General features: G+C 57.6%; 30 protein-coding genes and 5 pseudogenes. 10 read left to right on the top strand and 25 right to left on the bottom strand.

Features of this window, described 5'->3' with window-relative positions:
- Positions 1-87 precede the first annotated feature (87 nt).
- Positions 88-412: pseudogene (locus tag AC1D2R_RS30475) on the top strand (IS66 family transposase); the annotation flags it as partial.
- 40 nt (positions 413-452) lie between these two features.
- Here AC1D2R_RS30475 and AC1D2R_RS30470 read toward each other — a convergent pair.
- The 7 genes and pseudogenes from AC1D2R_RS30470 to AC1D2R_RS30440 form a co-directional block, all read right to left on the bottom strand.
- Positions 453-560: a hypothetical protein gene (locus tag AC1D2R_RS30470; RefSeq protein WP_477973372.1), complete on the bottom strand. Its 108-nt coding sequence runs from the start codon at positions 558-560 to the stop codon at positions 453-455.
- 73 nt (positions 561-633) lie between these two features.
- Positions 634-699 (bottom strand): annotated as a pseudogene (locus AC1D2R_RS30465) (hypothetical protein); the annotation flags it as partial.
- A 119-nt stretch (positions 700-818) separates the two neighbouring features.
- On the bottom strand, positions 819-1,400 hold the full coding sequence (locus AC1D2R_RS30460; protein WP_477973370.1) for a CDP-alcohol phosphatidyltransferase family protein: 582 nt from the start codon (positions 1,398-1,400) through the stop codon (positions 819-821).
- The gene (locus tag AC1D2R_RS30455; protein WP_477973368.1) at positions 1,397-1,651 is read right to left on the bottom strand and encodes a Rieske (2Fe-2S) protein; all 255 of its coding nucleotides are present in this window, start codon (positions 1,649-1,651) and stop codon (positions 1,397-1,399) included. The genes AC1D2R_RS30460 and AC1D2R_RS30455 overlap by 4 nt, the downstream gene beginning before the upstream one ends.
- Positions 1,648-2,868 (bottom strand): iron-containing redox enzyme family protein, encoded by a 1,221-nt coding sequence (locus AC1D2R_RS30450; protein WP_477973366.1) that lies wholly within the window; start codon positions 2,866-2,868, stop codon positions 1,648-1,650. Before AC1D2R_RS30450 ends, AC1D2R_RS30455 begins: the two co-directional genes overlap by 4 nt.
- Positions 2,865-3,587, bottom strand: a complete 723-nt coding sequence (locus AC1D2R_RS30445) for a RibD family protein (RefSeq protein WP_477973364.1) — start codon at positions 3,585-3,587, stop codon at positions 2,865-2,867. The genes AC1D2R_RS30450 and AC1D2R_RS30445 overlap by 4 nt, the downstream gene beginning before the upstream one ends.
- Before the next feature lie 522 nt (positions 3,588-4,109).
- Complete coding sequence (locus AC1D2R_RS30440) at positions 4,110-4,655, bottom strand: YidB family protein (protein WP_477973362.1); 546 nt, start codon at positions 4,653-4,655, stop codon at positions 4,110-4,112.
- A gap of 907 nt (positions 4,656-5,562) precedes the next feature.
- Here AC1D2R_RS30440 and AC1D2R_RS30435 point away from each other — a divergent pair.
- From AC1D2R_RS30435 to AC1D2R_RS30425, 3 genes and pseudogenes are all read left to right on the top strand, one after another.
- Entirely contained in the window at positions 5,563-5,706 is a 144-nt protein-coding gene (locus AC1D2R_RS30435) for a hypothetical protein (protein ID WP_477973360.1), read from the top strand.
- A gap of 32 nt (positions 5,707-5,738) precedes the next feature.
- Positions 5,739-6,647, top strand: coding sequence for a DUF72 domain-containing protein (locus AC1D2R_RS30430; RefSeq protein ID WP_477973358.1), 909 nt, complete (start codon positions 5,739-5,741; stop codon positions 6,645-6,647).
- Positions 6,648-6,899: 252 nt separating this feature from the next.
- Positions 6,900-7,099: pseudogene (locus AC1D2R_RS30425) on the top strand (MgtC/SapB family protein); the annotation flags it as partial.
- Positions 7,100-7,191: 92 nt separating this feature from the next.
- Here AC1D2R_RS30425 and AC1D2R_RS30420 read toward each other — a convergent pair.
- The 6 genes from AC1D2R_RS30420 to AC1D2R_RS30395 all read right to left on the bottom strand — a co-directional run bounded on the left by AC1D2R_RS30420 (position 7,192) and on the right by AC1D2R_RS30395 (position 9,197).
- Positions 7,192-7,356 carry a hypothetical protein gene (locus AC1D2R_RS30420; RefSeq protein ID WP_477973356.1) on the bottom strand — a complete coding sequence of 55 codons (165 nt, stop codon included), beginning with the start codon at positions 7,354-7,356 and terminating at the stop codon, positions 7,192-7,194.
- Between the two features lie 7 nt (positions 7,357-7,363).
- Positions 7,364-7,576, bottom strand: a complete 213-nt coding sequence (locus AC1D2R_RS30415) for a hypothetical protein (protein WP_477973354.1) — start codon at positions 7,574-7,576, stop codon at positions 7,364-7,366.
- 60 nt (positions 7,577-7,636) lie between these two features.
- Positions 7,637-8,014, bottom strand: coding sequence for a GFA family protein (locus AC1D2R_RS30410; RefSeq protein WP_477973352.1), 378 nt, complete (start codon positions 8,012-8,014; stop codon positions 7,637-7,639).
- Positions 8,011-8,268 carry a hypothetical protein gene (locus tag AC1D2R_RS30405; protein WP_477973350.1) on the bottom strand — a complete coding sequence of 86 codons (258 nt, stop codon included), beginning with the start codon at positions 8,266-8,268 and terminating at the stop codon, positions 8,011-8,013. Before AC1D2R_RS30405 ends, AC1D2R_RS30410 begins: the two co-directional genes overlap by 4 nt.
- Before the next feature lie 13 nt (positions 8,269-8,281).
- Complete coding sequence (locus AC1D2R_RS30400) at positions 8,282-8,746, bottom strand: pyridoxamine 5'-phosphate oxidase family protein (RefSeq protein ID WP_477973348.1); 465 nt, start codon at positions 8,744-8,746, stop codon at positions 8,282-8,284.
- A 163-nt stretch (positions 8,747-8,909) separates the two neighbouring features.
- Positions 8,910-9,197 (bottom strand): hypothetical protein, encoded by a 288-nt coding sequence (locus AC1D2R_RS30395; RefSeq protein ID WP_477973346.1) that lies wholly within the window; start codon positions 9,195-9,197, stop codon positions 8,910-8,912.
- Positions 9,198-9,322: 125 nt separating this feature from the next.
- On the opposite strand from AC1D2R_RS30395, the gene AC1D2R_RS30390 reads away from it, so the two are divergent.
- Positions 9,323-9,685: a hypothetical protein gene (locus tag AC1D2R_RS30390; protein ID WP_477973344.1), complete on the top strand. Its 363-nt coding sequence runs from the start codon at positions 9,323-9,325 to the stop codon at positions 9,683-9,685.
- A gap of 73 nt (positions 9,686-9,758) precedes the next feature.
- Here the strand turns inward: AC1D2R_RS30390 and AC1D2R_RS30385 are convergent, their stop codons facing one another.
- Positions 9,759-9,950, bottom strand: coding sequence for a hypothetical protein (locus AC1D2R_RS30385; RefSeq protein ID WP_477973342.1), 192 nt, complete (start codon positions 9,948-9,950; stop codon positions 9,759-9,761).
- A gap of 186 nt (positions 9,951-10,136) precedes the next feature.
- Positions 10,137-10,655, bottom strand: a complete 519-nt coding sequence (locus tag AC1D2R_RS30380) for a hypothetical protein (RefSeq protein ID WP_477973340.1) — start codon at positions 10,653-10,655, stop codon at positions 10,137-10,139.
- A 61-nt stretch (positions 10,656-10,716) separates the two neighbouring features.
- Here AC1D2R_RS30380 and AC1D2R_RS30375 point away from each other — a divergent pair, with 61 nt between their 5' ends.
- The gene (locus AC1D2R_RS30375; protein WP_477973338.1) at positions 10,717-10,869 is read left to right on the top strand and encodes a hypothetical protein; all 153 of its coding nucleotides are present in this window, start codon (positions 10,717-10,719) and stop codon (positions 10,867-10,869) included.
- Positions 10,870-10,896: 27 nt separating this feature from the next.
- Here the strand turns inward: AC1D2R_RS30375 and AC1D2R_RS30370 are convergent, their stop codons facing one another.
- The 3 genes and pseudogenes from AC1D2R_RS30370 to AC1D2R_RS30360 form a co-directional block, all read right to left on the bottom strand.
- Positions 10,897-11,025 (bottom strand): hypothetical protein, encoded by a 129-nt coding sequence (locus tag AC1D2R_RS30370; RefSeq protein WP_477973336.1) that lies wholly within the window; start codon positions 11,023-11,025, stop codon positions 10,897-10,899.
- A gap of 329 nt (positions 11,026-11,354) precedes the next feature.
- Entirely contained in the window at positions 11,355-11,960 is a 606-nt protein-coding gene (locus AC1D2R_RS30365; RefSeq protein ID WP_477973334.1) for a general stress protein, read from the bottom strand.
- A gap of 25 nt (positions 11,961-11,985) precedes the next feature.
- Positions 11,986-12,274: pseudogene (locus AC1D2R_RS30360) on the bottom strand (PepSY domain-containing protein).
- A gap of 360 nt (positions 12,275-12,634) precedes the next feature.
- Between AC1D2R_RS30360 and AC1D2R_RS30355 the strand changes: the two are divergent.
- Positions 12,635-13,099 (top strand): CoA transferase, encoded by a 465-nt coding sequence (locus AC1D2R_RS30355; protein ID WP_477973332.1) that lies wholly within the window; start codon positions 12,635-12,637, stop codon positions 13,097-13,099.
- Positions 13,100-13,226: 127 nt separating this feature from the next.
- Positions 13,227-13,722 (top strand): annotated as a pseudogene (locus AC1D2R_RS30350) (cupin domain-containing protein).
- A gap of 65 nt (positions 13,723-13,787) precedes the next feature.
- Here AC1D2R_RS30350 and AC1D2R_RS30345 read toward each other — a convergent pair.
- Positions 13,788-14,624 carry an alpha/beta fold hydrolase gene (locus AC1D2R_RS30345; RefSeq protein ID WP_477973330.1) on the bottom strand — a complete coding sequence of 279 codons (837 nt, stop codon included), beginning with the start codon at positions 14,622-14,624 and terminating at the stop codon, positions 13,788-13,790.
- Between the two features lie 100 nt (positions 14,625-14,724).
- On the opposite strand from AC1D2R_RS30345, the gene AC1D2R_RS30340 reads away from it, so the two are divergent.
- Positions 14,725-15,639 (top strand): LysR family transcriptional regulator, encoded by a 915-nt coding sequence (locus AC1D2R_RS30340; RefSeq protein WP_477973328.1) that lies wholly within the window; start codon positions 14,725-14,727, stop codon positions 15,637-15,639.
- A 370-nt stretch (positions 15,640-16,009) separates the two neighbouring features.
- Here the strand turns inward: AC1D2R_RS30340 and AC1D2R_RS30335 are convergent, their stop codons facing one another.
- The 3 genes from AC1D2R_RS30335 to AC1D2R_RS30325 form a co-directional block, all read right to left on the bottom strand.
- Entirely contained in the window at positions 16,010-16,258 is a 249-nt protein-coding gene (locus AC1D2R_RS30335) for a hypothetical protein (protein ID WP_477973326.1), read from the bottom strand.
- Positions 16,259-16,505: 247 nt separating this feature from the next.
- Positions 16,506-16,628: a hypothetical protein gene (locus tag AC1D2R_RS30330; RefSeq protein ID WP_477973324.1), complete on the bottom strand. Its 123-nt coding sequence runs from the start codon at positions 16,626-16,628 to the stop codon at positions 16,506-16,508.
- 129 nt (positions 16,629-16,757) lie between these two features.
- Positions 16,758-17,033 (bottom strand): hypothetical protein, encoded by a 276-nt coding sequence (locus AC1D2R_RS30325; protein WP_477973322.1) that lies wholly within the window; start codon positions 17,031-17,033, stop codon positions 16,758-16,760.
- Between the two features lie 103 nt (positions 17,034-17,136).
- Here AC1D2R_RS30325 and AC1D2R_RS30320 point away from each other — a divergent pair, with 103 nt between their 5' ends.
- Positions 17,137-17,445: a DUF3307 domain-containing protein gene (locus AC1D2R_RS30320; protein ID WP_477973320.1), complete on the top strand. Its 309-nt coding sequence runs from the start codon at positions 17,137-17,139 to the stop codon at positions 17,443-17,445.
- A 904-nt stretch (positions 17,446-18,349) separates the two neighbouring features.
- On the opposite strand, the gene AC1D2R_RS30315 is transcribed toward AC1D2R_RS30320, so the two are convergent.
- The 3 genes from AC1D2R_RS30315 to AC1D2R_RS30305 all read right to left on the bottom strand — a co-directional run.
- The gene (locus AC1D2R_RS30315; protein ID WP_477973318.1) at positions 18,350-18,709 is read right to left on the bottom strand and encodes a Rap1a family protein; all 360 of its coding nucleotides are present in this window, start codon (positions 18,707-18,709) and stop codon (positions 18,350-18,352) included.
- Entirely contained in the window at positions 18,706-19,026 is a 321-nt protein-coding gene (locus AC1D2R_RS30310) for a hypothetical protein (RefSeq protein WP_477973316.1), read from the bottom strand. Before AC1D2R_RS30310 ends, AC1D2R_RS30315 begins: the two co-directional genes overlap by 4 nt.
- A gap of 12 nt (positions 19,027-19,038) precedes the next feature.
- Positions 19,039-19,503, bottom strand: a 465-nt coding sequence (locus AC1D2R_RS30305) for an RES family NAD+ phosphorylase (protein ID WP_477973314.1), incomplete at its 5' end; no start/stop codon positions are given.

The following is a 19,503-nucleotide window of genomic DNA, read 5'->3' as shown; positions in this document are numbered from 1 at the left end:
CTCGCAGTTCTTGTTGTGAATCTTGGTTCTTGCTATGTTCTACATACGATGAACGCGAAGGTTTTCCAGTCCGACGCTCCGCTCGAGCATAGTCGGCGTCGGTTTACGAGCTGCACGCAAACCACAGCTCCAAGGTGGCAACGGCGACAATCGAAAAGATGGGCGCGCTTTGGTCGGTCGAGGAAAAGGTGCGTGGACAAAGCCCTGATGACCGCGTTGCCGCCCGCCAGGAGGCTTCCGCTCCAGTCGTTGCCGATCTCTATAAGCTCTGGCAGGACACGCTGCCCCGTATCTCTTGAAGATCAAAGCTTGCCGAGGCCATTCGCTATGCCCTTAATCGGCGGGAAGCTTCCTCCGTGACGGGCGGGTCGAAATAGCCTCCCACATCGTCGAGCGTGCCATCCGGCCTCAGGAACGGCGGCCGATATTACCATGGGGAGCGGACCTGCTGTTTATCGAGCAATCTCATCCACAAAGTCATCTGCCACCTGATGCCCCCAAAGATCGAGCGAAACGATCTTGCCGGGCTCGAACCATTGAGGAAATGGGCCGATAGTCACCGCCGGTTTTGATATGGGTCAGATTTGGTCGATGATTTTCGTCAAGCGCGCCGGTTGCGATGCCGATGGCACGGTATGGTGCGAACGCACCCGCGTGTATGACAATTGCGTTGCGGTGGGACCCCGATCCCGTAACGATCGGACCACGTTCTTCGGCCGATGGCGCGCCCCATCATATGGCCAGCGGCTCCATGCCGTCTCGAGTAGACTTGCCACCCCTTCGGTCCACAACGTCAGCAGGAGCCGGCACAACGCTACTCATGGGTCCACCGACGCGAACATGTGGGGTGCATCCAGGTCGACCCCTCCACGCACAATAAAAATCACCTGTTCGAGCCTGCTGAGCCCGACGATGGTCGCAGCCAGCGGAATGAAGGCTTCCAAACCGGTAAGATAGAGCAGCGGCCATGAAGCGAACAACAACAGCGCCCCAAGTTTTGCGGACCAAAAATGGAACATCATCAGACGCCCCGTCAACAACCACGACACTAACAAGTAGATCAACGGTCCGCCGAACAAGATCGACAGCGCAATGCAGTGGCGGGACGCAAGGCCGGGAGAATAAGATAGTAGAAAAAATAAAATGGCGACTGAAAAGACGTTGTCGATTACGGCATCAAGCCGCGCACCGTACTCAGAAGCTCGCTTAGTGCGGCGGGCGAGCCATCCATCAATAAGGTCGGTCGTGGATGCAATCAGATAGAGCACCAACGCCGCGCCGACATATCCCTGGCCCACGAGCAGCAATATCGGTGCTATCAACAGGCCACGACTAAGCGTCACCACGTTAGCGAGCTTGACCGGACCGTTTTCCGAAACCAAACTATGCATAACGCTCATACCGGCACCGCAGTCAGTTTGAGGGTCGTCTCACGTGCTATCAATGTCTCTATGGAATAGGCGTTATGATGCATCGGGCAGACGATTTGATTGCGTCCGTTGACGAACCCAAATTTTAGCGGCCCACCACGATGGGGGCAGGTATTTGGGATCAAGTAGAGCGTGCTTTGGTGGGAAAGCAGAAAATACTCTATTCCGTCCCTGATGATCGGCGGTAGGTCCTGGCCAATCCAGCTTATTCCCTCGCTCATGGGGCAACCTCTCGCCCCACCGACGACGCGGGAAAGCTCCGCAAGGCGGTCGGATCGCTCAAAATACCAATGCCGCCGATCTGCAGAGGTGCACCGTTTTTCCATTCTGTCGCCGGGACGACGCATCGTCCCGGTGACGTCAAGCTTGCCCGCATACCGAACTTGGCTTGTCCTGCCTCCGCCGCAGCGTCGAAGGCCATAGTCACCGCGAGCAAATGGTCGCCTGAGCGTTCGAATGCCCGCCGCGTTAGTTCGGCGCCAGCGATGATCTCGGATCCGACCTCAGGACCGTACTTGGATACCAGCGGCGCGACCACTTCGTCGGCAACCATCGCCGAATGGTGGATGTCGATATGGGCATGCTCACCAAAATAATGCGCGTCGACGCCTGGATGGAAGCGCTTCAGATACTGGAAGTGTTCTTCAGTCGATCGCTGGTAGCTGGCTTCGGCGAAGAGCAGGAAACCTATTTGAAGGAATAGGTTGCGTGGGCTCTGGAACATGAAGTGGATTACATTGTGCAACTCCAGAGTCGGAATATCGAACAGCGACCAATAGGCATTGTATTCTTCGCTGAGCTCGAACCCTCTCATTGTTGATCGGAAGAGCATGCTGTGTTTTTTGTTGTGGACGCCGTATCCGAACTCATCGATCAGAATCCGGAATAGTGCGGACTGAGGCTCACCATACTCGCCAATGACGCCCAGCGCAGATGCGGAGGCTTCTGCCAGGAGATCAGCAGAGGACTGGACCAGAAAGTTTCGATAGTAATGATCCCGATTGACTGAGCCATTCAAAAACTGGAGGAACCCGCTCGGTCTGTTCGCTTTGAGGTGGGGTAAGAGGTTAGCAACGTAAGCGACGCAATCTAGTCCCCGGCTCAGGCTGCGTGCCTCAGCAACCAGCGGACCAATGAGCTTATCTTCGAGGTCTCGGCGGATTGCGTCCAAATGGAGCATGTCGCCGGGATCATAGTGCCTTTGCAGGCGCGATAGGATTGAGCCGACAGGCGCCACAGTTGGCAGCAAGACATATCGTCCCTGATAGCTGCGCATCAGCGCCTGATGTTGGACATATCGAAGGACGCCGAGGTCTTCAGTGTCTCGGAGAGATTCGGTGTCGATGCGAACGTCGTAAACCGAAGGTGGGCGGACCCCACTTCTAGCCTCGAGGCGCTCGCCTATTTTGAGCAGGGCTGGCTTTCCGACCATGCTCATCGGCGCGCGTTCGTAGGCTCGTAGATTGTCACTGCAATCCCACTTTTCGTGAAGCAGTCGATCAATCGCCATTTCGACAATTCGAATCCACGGCGAGGTACGCTACCGCGCATATAACTCGGTGCATCCGTCGATCCAGTTACAACGGGTATGTGCTTGATGACTATTCGGTTGACCAAACGCGCCTCGTGAAGGCTGTGCAGCAGGCGACTTCCGCCTTCGACGATCATGCTTTTAATCCCACGAGCCCCTAGAAGGCTCATCAAGTCAGCGAGGTCGACCCGGCGATCGCCGCACTGTAGCACCTCTACATTGGGCTTGCTTTCGAGCGCCTCGATATCGATTTGCTTCGCCGCTTGTGAAACGACGACTACCGTAGGATAGGCATCGTTCAAGAGCTTTGCCTGGAGCGGCAGCTTCCCCAGTGTGGAGGGTATGATGCGAAGGGGATTTGGTCCCAGTGCGTGGCGCACGGTGAGTTCCGGATCATCTGCAACGACGGTGCCAGCACCCACCATTATTGCGTCATGACCTGCTCTCTGTGCATGGAACCAAGTCCGAAGATCATCACCATAGAAATCGAAGAGATCCTTGCTGGATGCCCGCGCCCCGAGCGACAATTTTCCATCGATAGTGACTTCAGACAGCGTTGTTATATCGACCATTTGTTTTAATTGATCCTCCTTTAGCGCCAACGCGCGTGTGAGATATTTGTTCAAATGATCGGAGAAAACCGGCTACCGGGTTGCGCTCGATGAGCGGCGACTTCAGCCAATAGTCATTCGGCGGAGAATATTCGCCTTCAAGCAGAACTGGTGAACATCGCGATCACGATCCCACAGGCAAGGCCACTGACCTCGTTTGGATTTCTTGGGGGCGGACAACGGAACCTCCCCCCAACGATGGAAGCGGGTCCGCGGTCTTCTTCCCTTGAACTCGGCTACGGTCGGTGTCGCCGTGCACGCAATTCCGTCTGAACCTACAATCGTCAGGAGCGTTCCAACGTGAGATCGCGGGGATCTCGATAGTCCCCCCCTGAGGATTCGACCATCTTTGTCGAGAACATTCCGCCGCGACCGAGTAGTCCGAGTAGACAGGCTATCAAGATTAAAGCGAATATGCCCCATGCAACTCGTTGGGCTGCCCAGAAGCTCCGCTGGGAGGCGCCGTGGTCATCGACGCCTTCCGGAAGTGCCGGCCTTCGGGCCGGCTTCATGGCACGCTTCTCCATCCGCATCAGGTTACACGCCCGACGAGGGGCCACCTGCGGTCGTCGCTCGGCTCGCGGAGTTCAGTAAATCGTCCTCGGGATCTGGAATCCTGCCGCCGGGGGTGAGGTCGTCGACTGCCTTGGGAAGATCGCGGCTCAGCCGGTCGACGATCTCGTCGTGCGACAGTCCGGTCTTCGCCGCGAGTTCGTTCAGAACGTCAGCGCCGAGCGCCTCGGAGAGCTGCCCGCCGTCGATCTCAGTATTCGGTCCGCTCTGAACCCAGGATTCAGCCTTCTCCGCATGGCCGTTCTGCTGGAAGGTCTTCAACAGGTCGCCGAGACCGCGGCTCAGGATACCGCCGGTCGAGAGCCCGCCCAGCAGGTCTCCAAACCCGCTCGTACCGCCGAAGATGCCGCCAAGGCCGCCGGGCTGCTGGCCGCGGGCATTGCCCTGATAGGTGGCACCATCATGCTGTGGATTCTGGAGCCCGCGAAGCAGCTCGCCGATCTTGTCTCTGTTCTGATAGCCGGCAACGGCGAGCACGCCCAACAGGGCCTTCAAAGGTCCGCTCATCATTTCTGAACTCTCCTATGCGAAGTGGCACCTACGCCTTGGCGCGCCTGCCACGGTTCTGGTTGAATGTCTTTAGTGAGAGTAAGGCGGCTGTCCTTGAAAGTATCAACGAAGAGATCGTCGAGTGTTGTTATGGAACTGGTTGCCATCATGTCCTCCTGTGGGGTGGCTGGCCTGCTAACCTTCGTTTGCTGACCACACAGATCATTCAGGGAATGCCACTGACAGTCTTTTGTTCCAGTTTGATGGGACGGGAACTAAATTGCGGCGCGGAGCTTTGATGCGTATGAATACGAGGCATCTATGCAGCTCGTAGACACACACGTCGGCAACGCGAAACGACGGTCGCCTTCGTCGGTGGAATTGCTCTCGACCCGGTCGGCCCCGCCCGATGGCCGGTGGCTGTGCTGTCCTTCGCTGGACTTCTTCCACTTGCAGCGATGTCGCCTGCGTGGAAACGAACCCCAGTCCTGGTTGTTCATGAAGCGGTCGACAACATCATCCCGGCGGTCGCATCGGAACTCGCGGCGACGCGACTGCGTGCTGCAGGCTTCGACGTCGAGCTCCCCCTTCCCGGCGTCGGATAAGCCATATCTCTGGAAGGCGCTGCGACCGCAAACCGTTTTCTCGTCACTCATCTTGGATGACCAGACGATCCGCGCCGCCCATATGAACGTCGAACGCCGCCGATGCCAATCGACAACGGAACCTTACTGTTGTTTGCAGGTTACCCGCCCGAGATCGCGGCGTGTCAATCAGACATGACGGAAAAGGTGAAGGGAAGAGGTCGCGGCCCGATGTCGTGTGCCTTAGGAAGTGAAGAAAGATGCCTAAACGTCCGCGCCGCAGAACGGATGCGTAACAAGAAAGTGTCATTGGAGTTGTGTTGGATCGGCGCCACGGAAACGACATGGCTGGCCACGAAAACGGGGATTTCAACCGTCGCGCTGAAATCCGGCGGGTTTTCGACCGCGTCCCGATCGAGTGGACCGCTGCCTACGACGCCGAGTTCGCGCGGTTGGCTGGCTATGAGAACTCTCCGCTTGGGCGATGATCCCCTCTCGCCAATTGCACAGGAAAAACTTGGTGGCTGAGCTCACGAAAGAAGAAATCGCTGCTCGCCGTATCCGTCGCGCCGAGCGCCGTCAAAAACAGCGCGACGCCAATGTCTCTCGCGCGGCGAAGATGCATGAGGTTCGTCGTGCCCGTTCTCCGAATGTCGACGTGGTGGCCGATGATCGCCTATTTGGGCGAATCCATATTGGCTGCTCGGGTTGGTATTACTGGCACTGGAAAGGGAACCTCTACCCGGCAGACGTTCCGTCAAGCCAATGGTTTTCGATCTATCAGGACCGCTTCAAAACCGTCGAGCTTAATGCGCCATTTTATTCATGGCCGACAGTTGGCGCGGTTAAGACGTGGATTCGTCAAGCCGACCCGAGCTTCGTTTACACCATCAAGGTTTGTGAGCTCATCACACACGTCAAGCGTTTTGAGGAGACCGCAACCTTGGTTGAGGACTTCGGTTACATTGCCGACTTACTCGGGCCTCAAATGGGATGCTTTCTGTTTCAGTTGCCACCAAGCGTTCGTTACTCCCGAGAAACCTTGCTCTCCATCGTCTCGCAACTTGATCCGCGCCGCCGAAACGTGGTGGAGTTTCGTCATAAGAGTTGGTGGAATGTGGACGTCTACAATGCCTTCATTTCCGCCGGGGTAATCTTCTGCTCATGCAGTGGGCCAAGACTGCCGGACGAATTGATACAAACCGCAGACGACGTCTACATCCGCTTCCACGGCGTCACGCAGTGGTACAGGCACGATTACAGCGACGCCGAGCTCGGGGTGTGGGCAGACCGTATCAAAAAGTGCGCCGCTAAAACCGTCTGGATATATTTTAACAACGATCGTGACGGTCATTCCATCAAGAATGCACAGCGATTGTCTGAATTGATCGAATCAACGCTTGATATGATAGGGACTGATCCAGAGTAGAAAACGCTCGGCTGCTATGCGTCAAGCTGGATCAATCTATTTGCCTAGGTCGCAGCTTCCCGGGGAGGTTGGCATTGCGCTGCCGTGCTTCTAAGTCGTTGTCGCTGAAGGACAAGCGGATTGGCGTCGAGAAAACGTCGAAGGTCGCCCGAGCGGACGGCCTCCATGATCTCATAAGCTTAGCGCGCTACGTAGACGTCTTCGTCGCGGACGACGTGCTTGGTGCCGACGGAACCGCCGACTATGCGGCGCGGGCTACGAACGTTTCCGCTCGTGCGATTGCCAGCAGTCGCTTCGTCCAAGCCACCAAGAACCTCACCCCTGGCAACCCGGAAGCGACCGCCCGGATCGTGGAGGGCTTGATAACAGGCATGGGCTTTTCGGGGGTGGGGCAATACTGGTCGTAAAGACCAGCCTACGTGGCACGGAACCACGCGGCCAGTCTTTGGGCCCGCTAAGACCTCATGCGCCTTCGTTTTCGGGATTTATTCCAGCATTAGTCGGTCGGAGTTCGAGCAGCGGATTCCGGTCTTTGTCAAATATCTCAGCGCTGATCATCTTCATAGGGTCGTCGGGCAGTCCGTCGCGACCCATCTCGCAATGCAGCGCGAGTTTCGAGCTTGGCGTCCGCGAGGCTTTCGAAATCAAACTCGACTTCGCTTGCGTCAGCGCCGGTGGCGTCGAGAAGCTGGGTGACGAACTTGGGCATGATCGCCTCAAAGCGTGATGCCTTCGGCAATCTGGTGGAAGGAAGGCTTTCGTGCTTTTGCCGACATCAGCAGATCCAGTTCGATGGCTGACGGTCCAAAACGCGCAAACAGATCTCCTGCTACATCATCGTTGAGCCCGTACTTCTCCTGGAACTCTTTGAGGGAGTATGGTCGTCCCCGGATAACTCGATTACGCTCGAAAACCTTCCTGTCAGCCATGTCAACCTCCATCTCTGGCGGCAAAATGACGAAAGGAACAGAAAGTTCCGCACGGAAGCCTCAACTCGTGCGATCTTCTTCAAACTGCTCAGCTCCCTCAATCGGAGCCAACCAATTTTCTCGGCGCTTGATCCACAGTTCGTACGCCGGAGTGAGCGGCGTGGGTGCGTCAGTGAGCATGCCCAGCTTTACCTCTGCTTCATTATCGTCCACTGAAAACAGACGGGAACCGCATGTTCGGCAGAACCGTCGCCCTGCGTGCTCGGCCGTCTTGCCCTTCGTTTCAAAGTTCGAGACCGGCCAGATCGCAAAGTATGTGAACGCTGACCCGCTTTCCTGGCGGCAATCCGTGCAATGGCAGACGCCCACACGCTTTGGCATACCTCTGACCGCAATTCGAACGCTGCCACACCTGCACGATCCAGTCAGTGTCGTCATGGCCCGGCCTCGGCGTCGTCGACGACTTCAGTGTCTGGTCGGTCGCCACCGTCGGAATGTTCTGTCTGCCACCGTCCATCGGCAAGCTGATAAGTGATGTCGGCGTCGCGACCATCGAGGTGCTGCCGCTCAGCGGCCGACTTGGCAGCCGGAAGAGCGCTGTCGTGGTCCGCAAAAGTCTCCGACCAGACGTCTCCCAGTCGATATCCGTATCCTCCGTCGTGCTCTCCCACGTGATAGGTCACCGGTGTCATGCAATTCTCCGCTTTAGGTAATCTGGTCAATTGCCACAGAGCCAGGCGGCGTAATCTCGCCGTTCTCCTCGCCGTCCCAATATTCGATTTTTGAGGCATGAACCTTGATGAGTACGATACCTGGGGTGTCGATCCCTTCCGGGAACCAGCGTTCGAGACCCGGGACCCAGTGCGCCTCAAACGCAGCCTTTTCCCGGACAAGGCTTGCAACGCCTTCGACGGCGATAAAGATGCCGGGTTTGCCGAGCAGGCTAGGTGGCGCCGTGAATGTGAGGGACACGTCGTTGATAGCCTCAATCTCGGCCACCTTCTGGGTGTCTTCATACGAGAAGAACCAGGAATCGCCGTCATATTCTACGTCGCCGTTGTTGCTCATCGGCCTTGATGAGATACGACCCGATACCGCATTCGTTGAAAGCATGCAGAAATCGATCTTCTTCAGTTGGGATGAAATGTCTTCGATGGAAAGGGATGCCATTTTTTGTCTCCGCTGTTTCTGCGGGAGGATAGCGTGTATGTCGCATAATGGTTCCGTGAGACCTGCGACAAGATCGCCAGCATTCTGAGATGCTCAATGAATATCAGCGTCGCGGTGTCATCTGAACGGTGGGCGACCGTATACTGAGGGCCAGTTTGCGTCATCAGCACTCCCACCAAATTGAGACCGTCGCTGTGCCGAAATGTTCCTGGCCGGGCAGGGCGACGGCAACTTCCTTAACGATCAAACGGCGGGCATCGTCTATCTGCCAAGTAGCCATACTCTGTACTCCTGGATCGGTGATTTGCGACTCAAGATCCGGCGAATTGATTCGTTCCAAGTCGAAACCATTCAATTCTTCAACGGCTTGGACTTGGTTTCCTTCATTTAATCGAAGAGTGCCAATGTATTCCTCGGTCGCGCTACCGACGATTAAATACCTGCGGAACAACGTGAAACTTAAGCCGTTTAGAGGTGACTTGAAACAAGCGGATAGCAGTTGGCGACGACAAGCCCCGGCGGCACGAGGGCTGGTAGCGCCCGATTTTGTTAAGCCAAGTCTACAGGGAGACTGAGATGGGGACCAAAAGCAGCGACCCTGGGTCGCCAAAGGTTACAGAAACGGCCACTGAAGCCCGACAGGGCAGCTATGGAAAGCCGGTATTTGTCGTGCTTGCATGCGGCATTTTTCTCGCGCTGTTCGTGTGGGTCGGCGTTGAGATGTGGGGTGAGAGCATCGATCAGGATGCAAAGCCGACCGCTTCGACAACGCCGGATCCAATCAACGCCCAGCCATCGGGGGCGGGCACCTTCGATAACAATCCGGCGGATGGCGGTAGCCGCCCACCGGAAGCCATCGACAGGTCTCCCAGCCCCAGCGGCAATGGTGGCGGCCCGACCCAGGTGACGACGCCTGCAGGAACGGAAAAGACGAAGTGAATTTCGAACGGACAAGATGCCGGATGGAAACGATTGTTGCACGCCCCCAGATCAGAGGGGCAACATCAGAAAATCAGGCATATGCCCCGGCATCTGACACATCCCCGGCCGAACCGCGCGTGCCCTGCTGGTCGTCGCGAAGGGGCGGGTCGAGAACGTCGCCCCTCATCTCGAGTATTGCAATTGCGTCGTCGGCCGCCGCTCGGCGCAAGACCTCGGCGATCTCGGGGAGACCAAGTGCCGGGACGCCGGTGACCCGCGCCATTGTTCAGCCCACCCGGCGTGCGGGAGCTCGACGACATCGTCGCCTCCGTTCCCCAAATTGGCAGGGTCACCCTGAGCTAGCCATCTGTTTTCCGCTGTTGTTCAACTTGTTCCATCGCGGCCATGTCCGGCTCCGTGTTGAGGTTGACATCATTGCGTGCAAAAAAATCTTGGTCCAAGTGATTGTTCAGATCCGTCGCAGGTCGATACGGCTTGTGATGACCGGCTTGCCTGTTTTTGGATCCGTATCGATTGTCGTCAGACGCATTCCGGACGCTCCGACTTTCTCGATCGTCATCTGAGCTTTCCGATCGCCGTTCACTTCCTTCGCCCAGGTGATGCCCAGGCTTATAGTGTCGCCGGCACGTTGCCCACCGAGGCCGGCGGTCCCGGTGCCCGCGCCGACATAGGAGCCGGAGTATCTGCTGCCATTCGCCTTCAGGTCTGCGGAGATCGCACGGGAAAAGATGGCGAGGCTCGTGCACTTGCCGCCGAGGGAGAGCGAAGCGGCGGTCGTATCCGACTTGAAGCGGCAGGTGACGTTGATCGTCGGAGCGTTGACGCGCACCTTGACGGTGCCCTTTCCGCTCCAATTCCCTGAAAGTGACTTCAAAAACGAGGCCTCGTCGGCATTGGCGATGCCGGAAGAGAAGAGGGCAAGCGACGTAAATGCAATTGTCAACGAGTGCGTGAGGTGTCGGTTCATGTGGTTTTCTTTCGGAGCACGGATCACCCGATGTCGGGGAACCCTGGTCATGGAGGAAGATATGATCGCTAACCTCGCCCCTACGCCTTTGTTCCACTCCCATCGAAAGGTTTCTGTCGAGCGGATGAGCCACTACAGCAGCGGATTTACTTCCCTCAGCGTCGCGGGGTTCATTTCGTCCGCGATCTCCTTCGCATTGCTCGGCATGATCTGAACGAACTCCTGCTATCCGGGTTCACTGTCAATCCAAGTGATGAAATCCGGTCAACTCCGCATATATCGCCATTTCGACGTCGCCGGGCTTATAGGTGATCTGCACCCGGCGGTCGGTGGTCCCGTTGCGGCCGGCCTTGATCAACCGCTTATCCATTCCCTCGTCCGGATTGTTAATCACGGCGGGACGCCGCTTTCTCTCCAGTCGAATTGAAACCTGCTCCGGTGTGTCCGGAGACGCCCCATGTCAACGACACGCGCCCGTCGGGGGTCGCGCACGTACTTTGCCGCGCTCATCGTCAATTCGTGGAGGATGAGGGACAGCGAAGAGCCGGGTCGGAGCCGACCCCCCGCAGGGTGGAACCGTCAATGCAGAGCGTCGTGTGCTGAGCCCAAACGATCTGCATCGGCTGCGTCGAGCCGAGTACCACGCTCGCTCTGCGGGCCAGCTTTCCTGCCAGCCAGCGGGCGCCGTGTTATGAGCGATCAGATCGTGGGCAATCGGTAGCGATCACGCTCCTGATCGATCTGATCCGGCGAGTAGGGATGGAGCGTGTCGTCAAACTTAGTCCATCCTTGCAGATTGTACGCAGCCCGTCGTTCCGCAGGGTCCACCCAATTGGACCGCCGAAGGATAGCTTCCGCCTCGGAAGCGATCGTGTCGTCCACTTTCGCAGTAACCAGCGATCCACCGCGGCGGACGCCCTCGGCGTAAAGATGAGCATCTGCTTCGGACACTCCCGAATCCGTCAATGCCCCGATCAGGCCACCAGCCGCACCGCCTGCAACAGCCCCAGCAAGGGCGCCTACTGCAGTAGCAGCAAGCCAACCTGCTGCAACAACAGGGCCGACGCCGGGGATAGCCATGATTCCCAGCCCGGTTAGAAGTCCCCCTGCGCCACCGACGACCGCCCCAATTCCAGCTCCGGAGCCGGCACCGGCTTCGGCACCGGAGTGATCCTTGGAATAGCGGCCGTGCGCGTTGTTCGAGACGATGCTGATATCTTCCGACGGCACCCCTGCACCTTCCAGGGCGTCGACGGCGGCCGTGGCATCCGAATAGTCGTCAAAAAGTCCGGTAACGGTTTTCATAAAAGTTCTCCCTATTGGATGGCGTCTACATGTTGGCAACGATATTGCCTTGGTAGTCCAGACTGACCTTGACAGGCTTGCCGTCCTTGGTCGCCGATCCCTGCCAAACCCTTGTCATCGAGTTTCAGTCCCGTGATGGCGGGGTAGCCAGCTTTGGCGCTGTTGGCTCCGGCCACCCGCGCAGTCGGGTTCTTCGTATCGGGGGTGGCGACTGCAGGCGTATCTCCGTCGGTTGACGGAGTAAGGGTCGTCTGGGCGAAAGTGGGAACTGCCCACGCTCCAACAAGCGCCGCGGCGAGAAGTATCGTTCTCATTGTGGTGTCCTCGCGTCTTATATCGAGATCACTCGCCGATGAACCCAAAACCCCGAACGAGCCAATACGTTCCCGGGGGGCACAGTTCTTTAATGGAGCAGTAATCACACGACATAGAAAGACAATTAGCAGTTCCTCGACCAGAGGAATTCTCTCCTTTTCGTCTAACGGTGCCCGATGTTTACGATTCCGGAACACTTTTTGCTTTCGGCGGCCGCGTTCGAGCGGCTCATCCACCTTGGTCTGAAGCGCGTGCATGTCCCGGTTCTTAGAGTGCTGCATGAGCACCAGCAGAAATAGCGTCATCGTTGTTGTCCAACGAGGTTCGACCTGAAGGCGGAACAGGATCGCGGCACGATCGTGAACGCACCGCCGCGTCGATACGGAGGTCGTTCTCTTAGAGCTTACAAGCGCGGGCTTTGGCCAAGTCCTCCAACCATAGGTATAACCTCCGATACCCATGGGGAAGGGCCGCGGCCATCTTTACGAGGATCCCGGGCTGACGAGCAACAATCAGCGCATAGAGGCCCGCGATCGGCTGCCCCGATCCTGACGGAATTCTTCAGCCGCCTGTCGATGGACGAAACCGTCGTGGTTTGCGAAGCGGCCGGAATTTCCTTTTCCCCTGTTGTTGTGCGGGAAGACCTCTTCGACGATCCACATTTGAGGGCACGAGAAGGCCTGATCGCGACGATGCTGCCTAATGGTGTCGAAGCAGCACTGCCACGCCCTCCGATCACCGTGGCCGACACGGATCTGGGGTTGCGCAACAATCTACCTGCCGTCGGCAGGGACACGCATGATATATTGGAAAAACTGGGCTAGTGATTTGTGCACCGCGGAAACAGTGCGATCCTAGGCGGCAGCGAAAGCAAAGGCGCACGGCTTCGCCACTGAAGCCAATAATGACGAAACCAGTTTCTTCAACGTGACTTGAATCCGAGGTATCCGCATGAGCGATCACCATAGCCATCAGCACGATCACGAGGATCGGTGGAAGCACGACGGCGTCCGGGTCATCAAGGGTGACCAGCTGGATTCCAACACGGCGCAGACCCCTGGCATGTTCCGACAGGCCGCCATCAACCACGCAAGGGTGGGCGCGCAGAAAATCTGGGCGGGAACCCGTTACGATCGCGCCCAATGCCAAGACGGGCGTGCATCATCACGGTGAACTAGAAAGCGTCATTTTCGTTGTCCGGGGAAAGGCGCGGCTGCGCTGGGGCGACCGCCTCGAATATGTGGCGGAAGCGCAGGAAGGCGACTTCATCTATGTTCCGCCATTCGTTCCCCACCAGGAAATCAATGCCGACCCGGAAAATACGCTCGAATGCGTGCTGGTTCGTTCCGACAACGAGGCCGTCGTGGTCAACATAACGGATGTTGATCCGGTGGAGAAACCCGAAGAGGTCTATTGGGTCGATCCTATCCATTCTCATCCGGAATAACGGCTCGCATGGCACGCCCGGCCGTGAGCGGGGCGTGCCTTTTGGGTTTTGTGCCCGACCCCGGATCATTCGTCCCGAGCTGAAAGAAAGTCGATCACGAGCCGCAGGTAGGCGTCGGGAAATTCGATGTTGGGCAGATGCACGGCCGGCATGACCTCAAGGCGTGCGCCGGGGATGTTTCTGGCGATTTCTTCGCTGAGCCCGAGCGCAGTCACCGTATCGAATTCTCCTCCGATCACGAGGGTCTTGTTGGGGATCAGGCTGATGGTCCGGCGCATGTCCGTGTCGCGGACCACGGCCCAGCATCCGGCCAGGCCGTCCCGGGCAGTGCCGCGCAGCATATTGCGGAAGCTTTGCACGATCGGCAAATCGGCCTCGATCATCGCTGTGGGAAACCAGTTGCCCAGGAAACGCTCGGCGGTCTCGTTCATGTCCGGTGCGGCAAGAACCGCCGCGATGCCGCGATCCCAGGTTTCGGGAGGACCCAGATAGGCGGCCGTGTTGCTGAGAATGAGACGATCGATGCGTTGAGGAGCATGTATCCCCAGCCATTGGCCGACGACGCCGCCCAGCGAGAGGCCGAGGAAATGGGCGCGTCGGACGCCGAGGTGATCGAGGAGTTCGAGAACGTCCCGGCCAAGCCGGCCGTCGGAATAGGCGCCCGGGGGGACATCGGACGCGCCGTGCCCGCGAAAATCGTAGCGGATGACCCGGAAACGCTTCGCCAGTTCCGGAACCTGCAGATCCCACATCTCGAGCGTCGTGCCGATCGAATTCGACAGGACGAGTGCGGGAAGGCTTTCCTCGCCATCGACGCGATAGGCGATCCCGACGCCGTCACCGGTTTCGAAAAATGCAGTGGGTACCGCCTCGACAGCGGGTTGATGGGCAGTCGCAACCATGGAGTGATCCTCAGGACATTGAGATAGAACGCCAGGGTAGCGGAGGGTTTCTGTCGATGATATTGTAAATATCGGATGATCTATGTAGGTAATGACAACAATGGTACCGTTTACGCTTCAGGAAATTCATTGTTTCGACGCCGTGGTCAGGGAGGGAGGCTTTCTGCCGGCGGCTCAGGCGCTCAATCGGTCGCATGCGGCGGTCTTCGCGGCCGTTGCGAAGCTGGAGGAGCGGCTGGGCGTCGTCCTGTTCGACCGAAGCGGCTATCGCGTGGTGCTGACCGTGGCCGGCCTAGCGTTCCACGACAGGTCGCGTGCCCTTCTCGGAGAGGCGGAGAGCCTCGGCCTTCTTGCTCGCCAGCTGGCCACAGGTGAGGAAACCCGGCTGCGCGTGATATTGGGCGACATCTGTCCGATGCCGGAGGGGTTGGGACTGCTCGGAAACTTCTTTTCGAGTCTTCTGGGCACGCGGCTGGATCTTCATTTCGAATCCATCGCAGGTCCGTGGGAGCGCCTCTTCGAGGACGCGGCGGATCTCATCCTCCATTGGATCGACAAGGCTGACCCACGCCTCGAGTGGATCGATCTCGGCGTGGTCGCCTTCATTCCCGTGGTAGCGCCGGGGTTCCTGCCGTTCCCGCCGAACGATCGAATCTCCCCCGCACAGATGCGTGCTCTGCCCCAATGCATTATTCGCGACACCGCCAGAAATGGTTCCGGGCCCAGTTTCCACGTCCTCGAGGGCGCACCGCAATGTACTGTGGCCGACCACCGGATGAAGAAGGAGGTTGTGACTCGCGGCCTGGCATGGGGGCATCTGCCGCAGTTCCTCATCGAGGAGGAGCTTGCCGACGGCCGTCTGCTGTCGATCGCCGGCGAGCACTTCCCCGGCGTGCGCAGCGAACTCGTCGCCGCGCGCCGGCGCGACCATCCGCACGGCCCCGTCGCCGAACGTCTCTGGCGCTACATCGCCGATCAGGCCGGACGCCCGGCATTTTCCTCCCTTTGGAATTAGGGGCAAATGCCGGATAATTGTCACCAGCAGCCTCAAATTTCCCAAATCGTAAACTTGGGCCAGCAAATCCCTATTTTGTGAGCTTTTATTTTGGCTCAAAGCATAGCCGTTCTTCAGATGAAAGAATCGAACTGGGTGTTAGGGTCCTGGCCCGTGCGCCGCGCGCCACGCCCTGGCCGAGCGCCTCGCCCGCGAAAGTGAGGAGAAGCGTGCGATGGTGTTCAATCATCGACGTGCGGACGAGTTCCCGCGTTGCGTTTTCCGCTTCCGCCTCGGGGAGCGATGACCCCTTTGTCTATCCGCTGATGGCAGCTACGACGGTGCCGGGAGCCACGCCCCCTGTTGGGGTCCGCATTGCGGACTAGGCGCGTCAAGAGCTTGGTTTCTGGAGGGTCTGCGTTTGGAACGGAGCGAAGATCATTGCTGCTGCTGCGAGCGAGACGCCAAGCCCAATCTGGAAGGGTGCGAGCAACCAGAGCTGCAACGGATCGCCGCCCATCAGGGAGGGCTTCGGGTCTGGCATGTATAGAACCACGGCATCTCCTGAAGGTGATTTTGCAAATGGGGTGGCCGGAGGCACCACGAGAACGATGATCTCGCCAGCAGGAGGGGTGGACATCGAAGCGTTCCTCTCAAGTGAACGGTCCTCAATGCTCTCCGACAGGGATTGTTCCTCTTCGCTGTTGCGTTCAGACGGCTTTCTCCTAGGGCGTATCGTCGACAGTGCTGTATGCCTCGTGCGCGGCGAACAGATCGACGACCCTTTGCCCGTCTTGCGGCGGACATGTCTGGCGGCATCGCGTCGTATTCAACAATTACCCTGATGGTAATCCGAGGGCCATCTGGTAGCCACCAGGCTCCGCGATCTACAGAAAGAATTGGCAACCAAAAGAAACCACGGCGATGGCAACAGGTAGCGCGAGCACCACTACCACGCCTTTCCAGTCCAGATCTCTGGCTGTTGTCCCGTTTCGTGCTTCCTGGTTCATCGTATCTTCTCCCCGTTGGGAGCGATACCATACCGAGCCTTGGAGCGGCGTCTTCTCAAAATTGGTTTCGACTCGTAACACTTCGGCGCCATCCTTTTACAAATGGCTCAGTCATCGACTGCGACGCTGCTAGGCAAGTGTGCGGGCCATGAGTGCTGGCCCACACACAATGATCATCATCTCTGAACAGCAACAGCAACCAACTTCCACCTGATCGGGCGGGAGGGTTATGCTGATGATGATTGTGCGGCGGAAGGGGATTGCCCTTGTTCGCTGCAATCTCGTCGCCGCAATGAACGCAGCGATACATGGCAGAGTCAGGAGAGATAAAACCTGGCTGGCGTTCGGCGCAGAAATTGGCGTGATCGATTGTTGGAAGTAAGCCGCGTTTTTGTAAAGTACCATGGGCGTTCCCTCTATGATTGCATCCTCATGGGCTTTGGATCGTGCGACTCCATCAAGGGGTAGTCGCGTGAATCGCCAAAGCTGGCAGACATAAAGCGTCGCTTTGCCAGTTATTCGACTTCTCCACAGGGTTGAGCGGCTGGGATCAGAAAATATCCTGACGCTGACGCTGACGCTGACGTTGCTGGCTGCGCACTGGCTGTGTGACTACCTACTACAAGGGCAGTTTCTCTCGGACGCGAAACCATTCGGCCCATTGCGCATTTATCATCTGATCGCTCACTCCGGCATACAGGGTGCAGGCGTGGCCGTGGTAACAGGCAACATTTGGCTCTGGTTAGCAGAATGGCTGGCTCATACGTTGATCGACGAGGCGAAGGTGCGCGGACGGACAACGTTCGCCCAGGATTAGCTGCATACCGCCTGCAAAATCGTCTGGCACGCCTGCCTCATCCTGTCCGCAACGCAGCTGCATGGGCAGTTTATCTCGCCCTGGTCGCGATAACATTCGGTCTGGCATGGTTGCAAACAGGGTGGCGGCGATGAAACTGGGCGGCTGTCCGATTGCCAGTCGGACCAGCCGCCGGGGCAGGCGATTTGGTGGTGCTTTAGTACTCTTCGCTGGACGTTGCAGAGAATCGGGGTTGGCACAATTCTCCGGTATTATCGGAGGAGTTGCAGATGCCTGGGGAGCAACTGAGTAACGAAGCATCGGTTTCAGCCGAGATAACCGAGAGTGGAGTTAAAGCGTCCGCAAAAAGCAGAACGGTCTCGTCCTTAGATCGGCTGATCGGTAGTGCTGTCGACACTGGAACAGCTTTCCTGGAAGGAAAATTTGGCAATGCTTCAACTTGGACCGGCTCAATCGATGTAGCTAAAATCGACCTTGTCGACGTCGTTGGTTGGCAGTACCGGTCACGAGATCGTTCCAAGGCCGTGTCTGACTGACGCTCTTGTCAACTGTCTCGTCGAGGATAGTGTCCTGCCTGGTCTCGATGCCGCGATCGAGGACTATAGCTGAGCGAGCAGGAGCCCTCCGAGGACGAGATCGCGGCCGCAGCGGCCGCACAGCCAACCCAGGAGCGATGAACCCGAGCGGCTCATCAAGAGGCCGAGAATATCGCCATGAAAAGTGCGGCCCAGAGTAAGGCCGACAACTCGGCGGCCAACAGAAACCCAACCGTGGTGTCGCTCATGCAATCCTCCGTAGGCAACCTCCACTACCGGGAGGAAAACTATAGGGGAGGGATGACTGCTCCGCTACCCACTAAGACGCAAGCAGCGGGAATACCACGAGCAAGACCCATTAGTGGTCGTCACTGCGTACAAGGGAAAGCTTCCTCAAGTGCTTGCAGCATTACGAACGGCATAGATTCGATATTGACTTTCGCGGATAGATGTTTGGGGGAATTGACGTAATTTTTCAGAATAACCACGTACTGATCCGTGGTGATCGAGAGCTTTGGCGGCTGACAGTAGAGTCCTGGTTGGCCCCTTGCATTAAGACGACCGTTTGCGAAGAGGAAGGACTCCCCGGCGACCCCTATGATGTTTGCCAAAGCCGGATCCTTATCGACCATCTGCAAGTATTGACCCACGGTAATCTCCGCCGAGGTCGCAACCGCTGGCGATACCAAGAGCGATCCTACCACCATACCAAACGTCCAAATTTTCATAGGAGCACCAACCTATTCCCCTCGATGAGATCGATGACTCTCTCCGATTGAAGCATCTTAAGGGCGTTCATCATTTCATTCGTCGTGAACCCCTTTTCAAAGATCAAGGGAGGTCCGATTTCCAACAGGTCGATTGGCGTACCCGTCCCTTCCTGACCGTAGAGCGCCGGCACGGTAGCCAGCACGTCCCCACTCTCAACGGCTCGGGTCTGAATTAAAGGCGTCTCGATCACCGTCCATGCCGCAAGCATCGCCTCTCTCGCCTCCGGTGCAAGCGGAAGAGTTGCAAAGCCATCAAGATATATCGCGTTCGTCATTTGGGAGCTCATCTAAAGCCTTGAGATGTCCGGTTCTGGAGAACCCTGCCATTCAAGCCTCCATGTTCCGCCTTGGCGTAGGTTTTGAACCAGTGAGGGATGGAATGCCACGAGGCATTCTCCCCCCGATAATCTCACGGAAGGATAGATCAGGCCCGGACTGTCCTTCTCTTTGCGAAGCCATCTGGCCAGTGCCTGTCCCGCGGGATATGCGACGGCCGGGGCGGCGTTCAAACTGTCGTCAGTCAAAAAGGCATCGCCGCGAAGGTCGTGGAAATGCCCGACAAAATCAGAGATCAATTCTGCGTAGTCTGTAACGTTCTCGAAGCGGTTGATTGCTTCCAGTTCTCTTGTCAGATGAAAAGTGACCTCGGCTAATGCCGTCTCCGCCAAAAATGCGCAGTACCACGCACCGCGCTCGTCATCGTTGAACCGGTTGCCGCCGGGGCGCGTGTATGTAAACGCGGCATTGATGAA

This window comes from Rhizobium sp. P1_C7 (assembly GCF_056406295.1).
The sequence above is the reverse complement of the archived record's forward strand: the minus strand, read 5'-3'. Positions and strand labels throughout refer to the sequence as shown.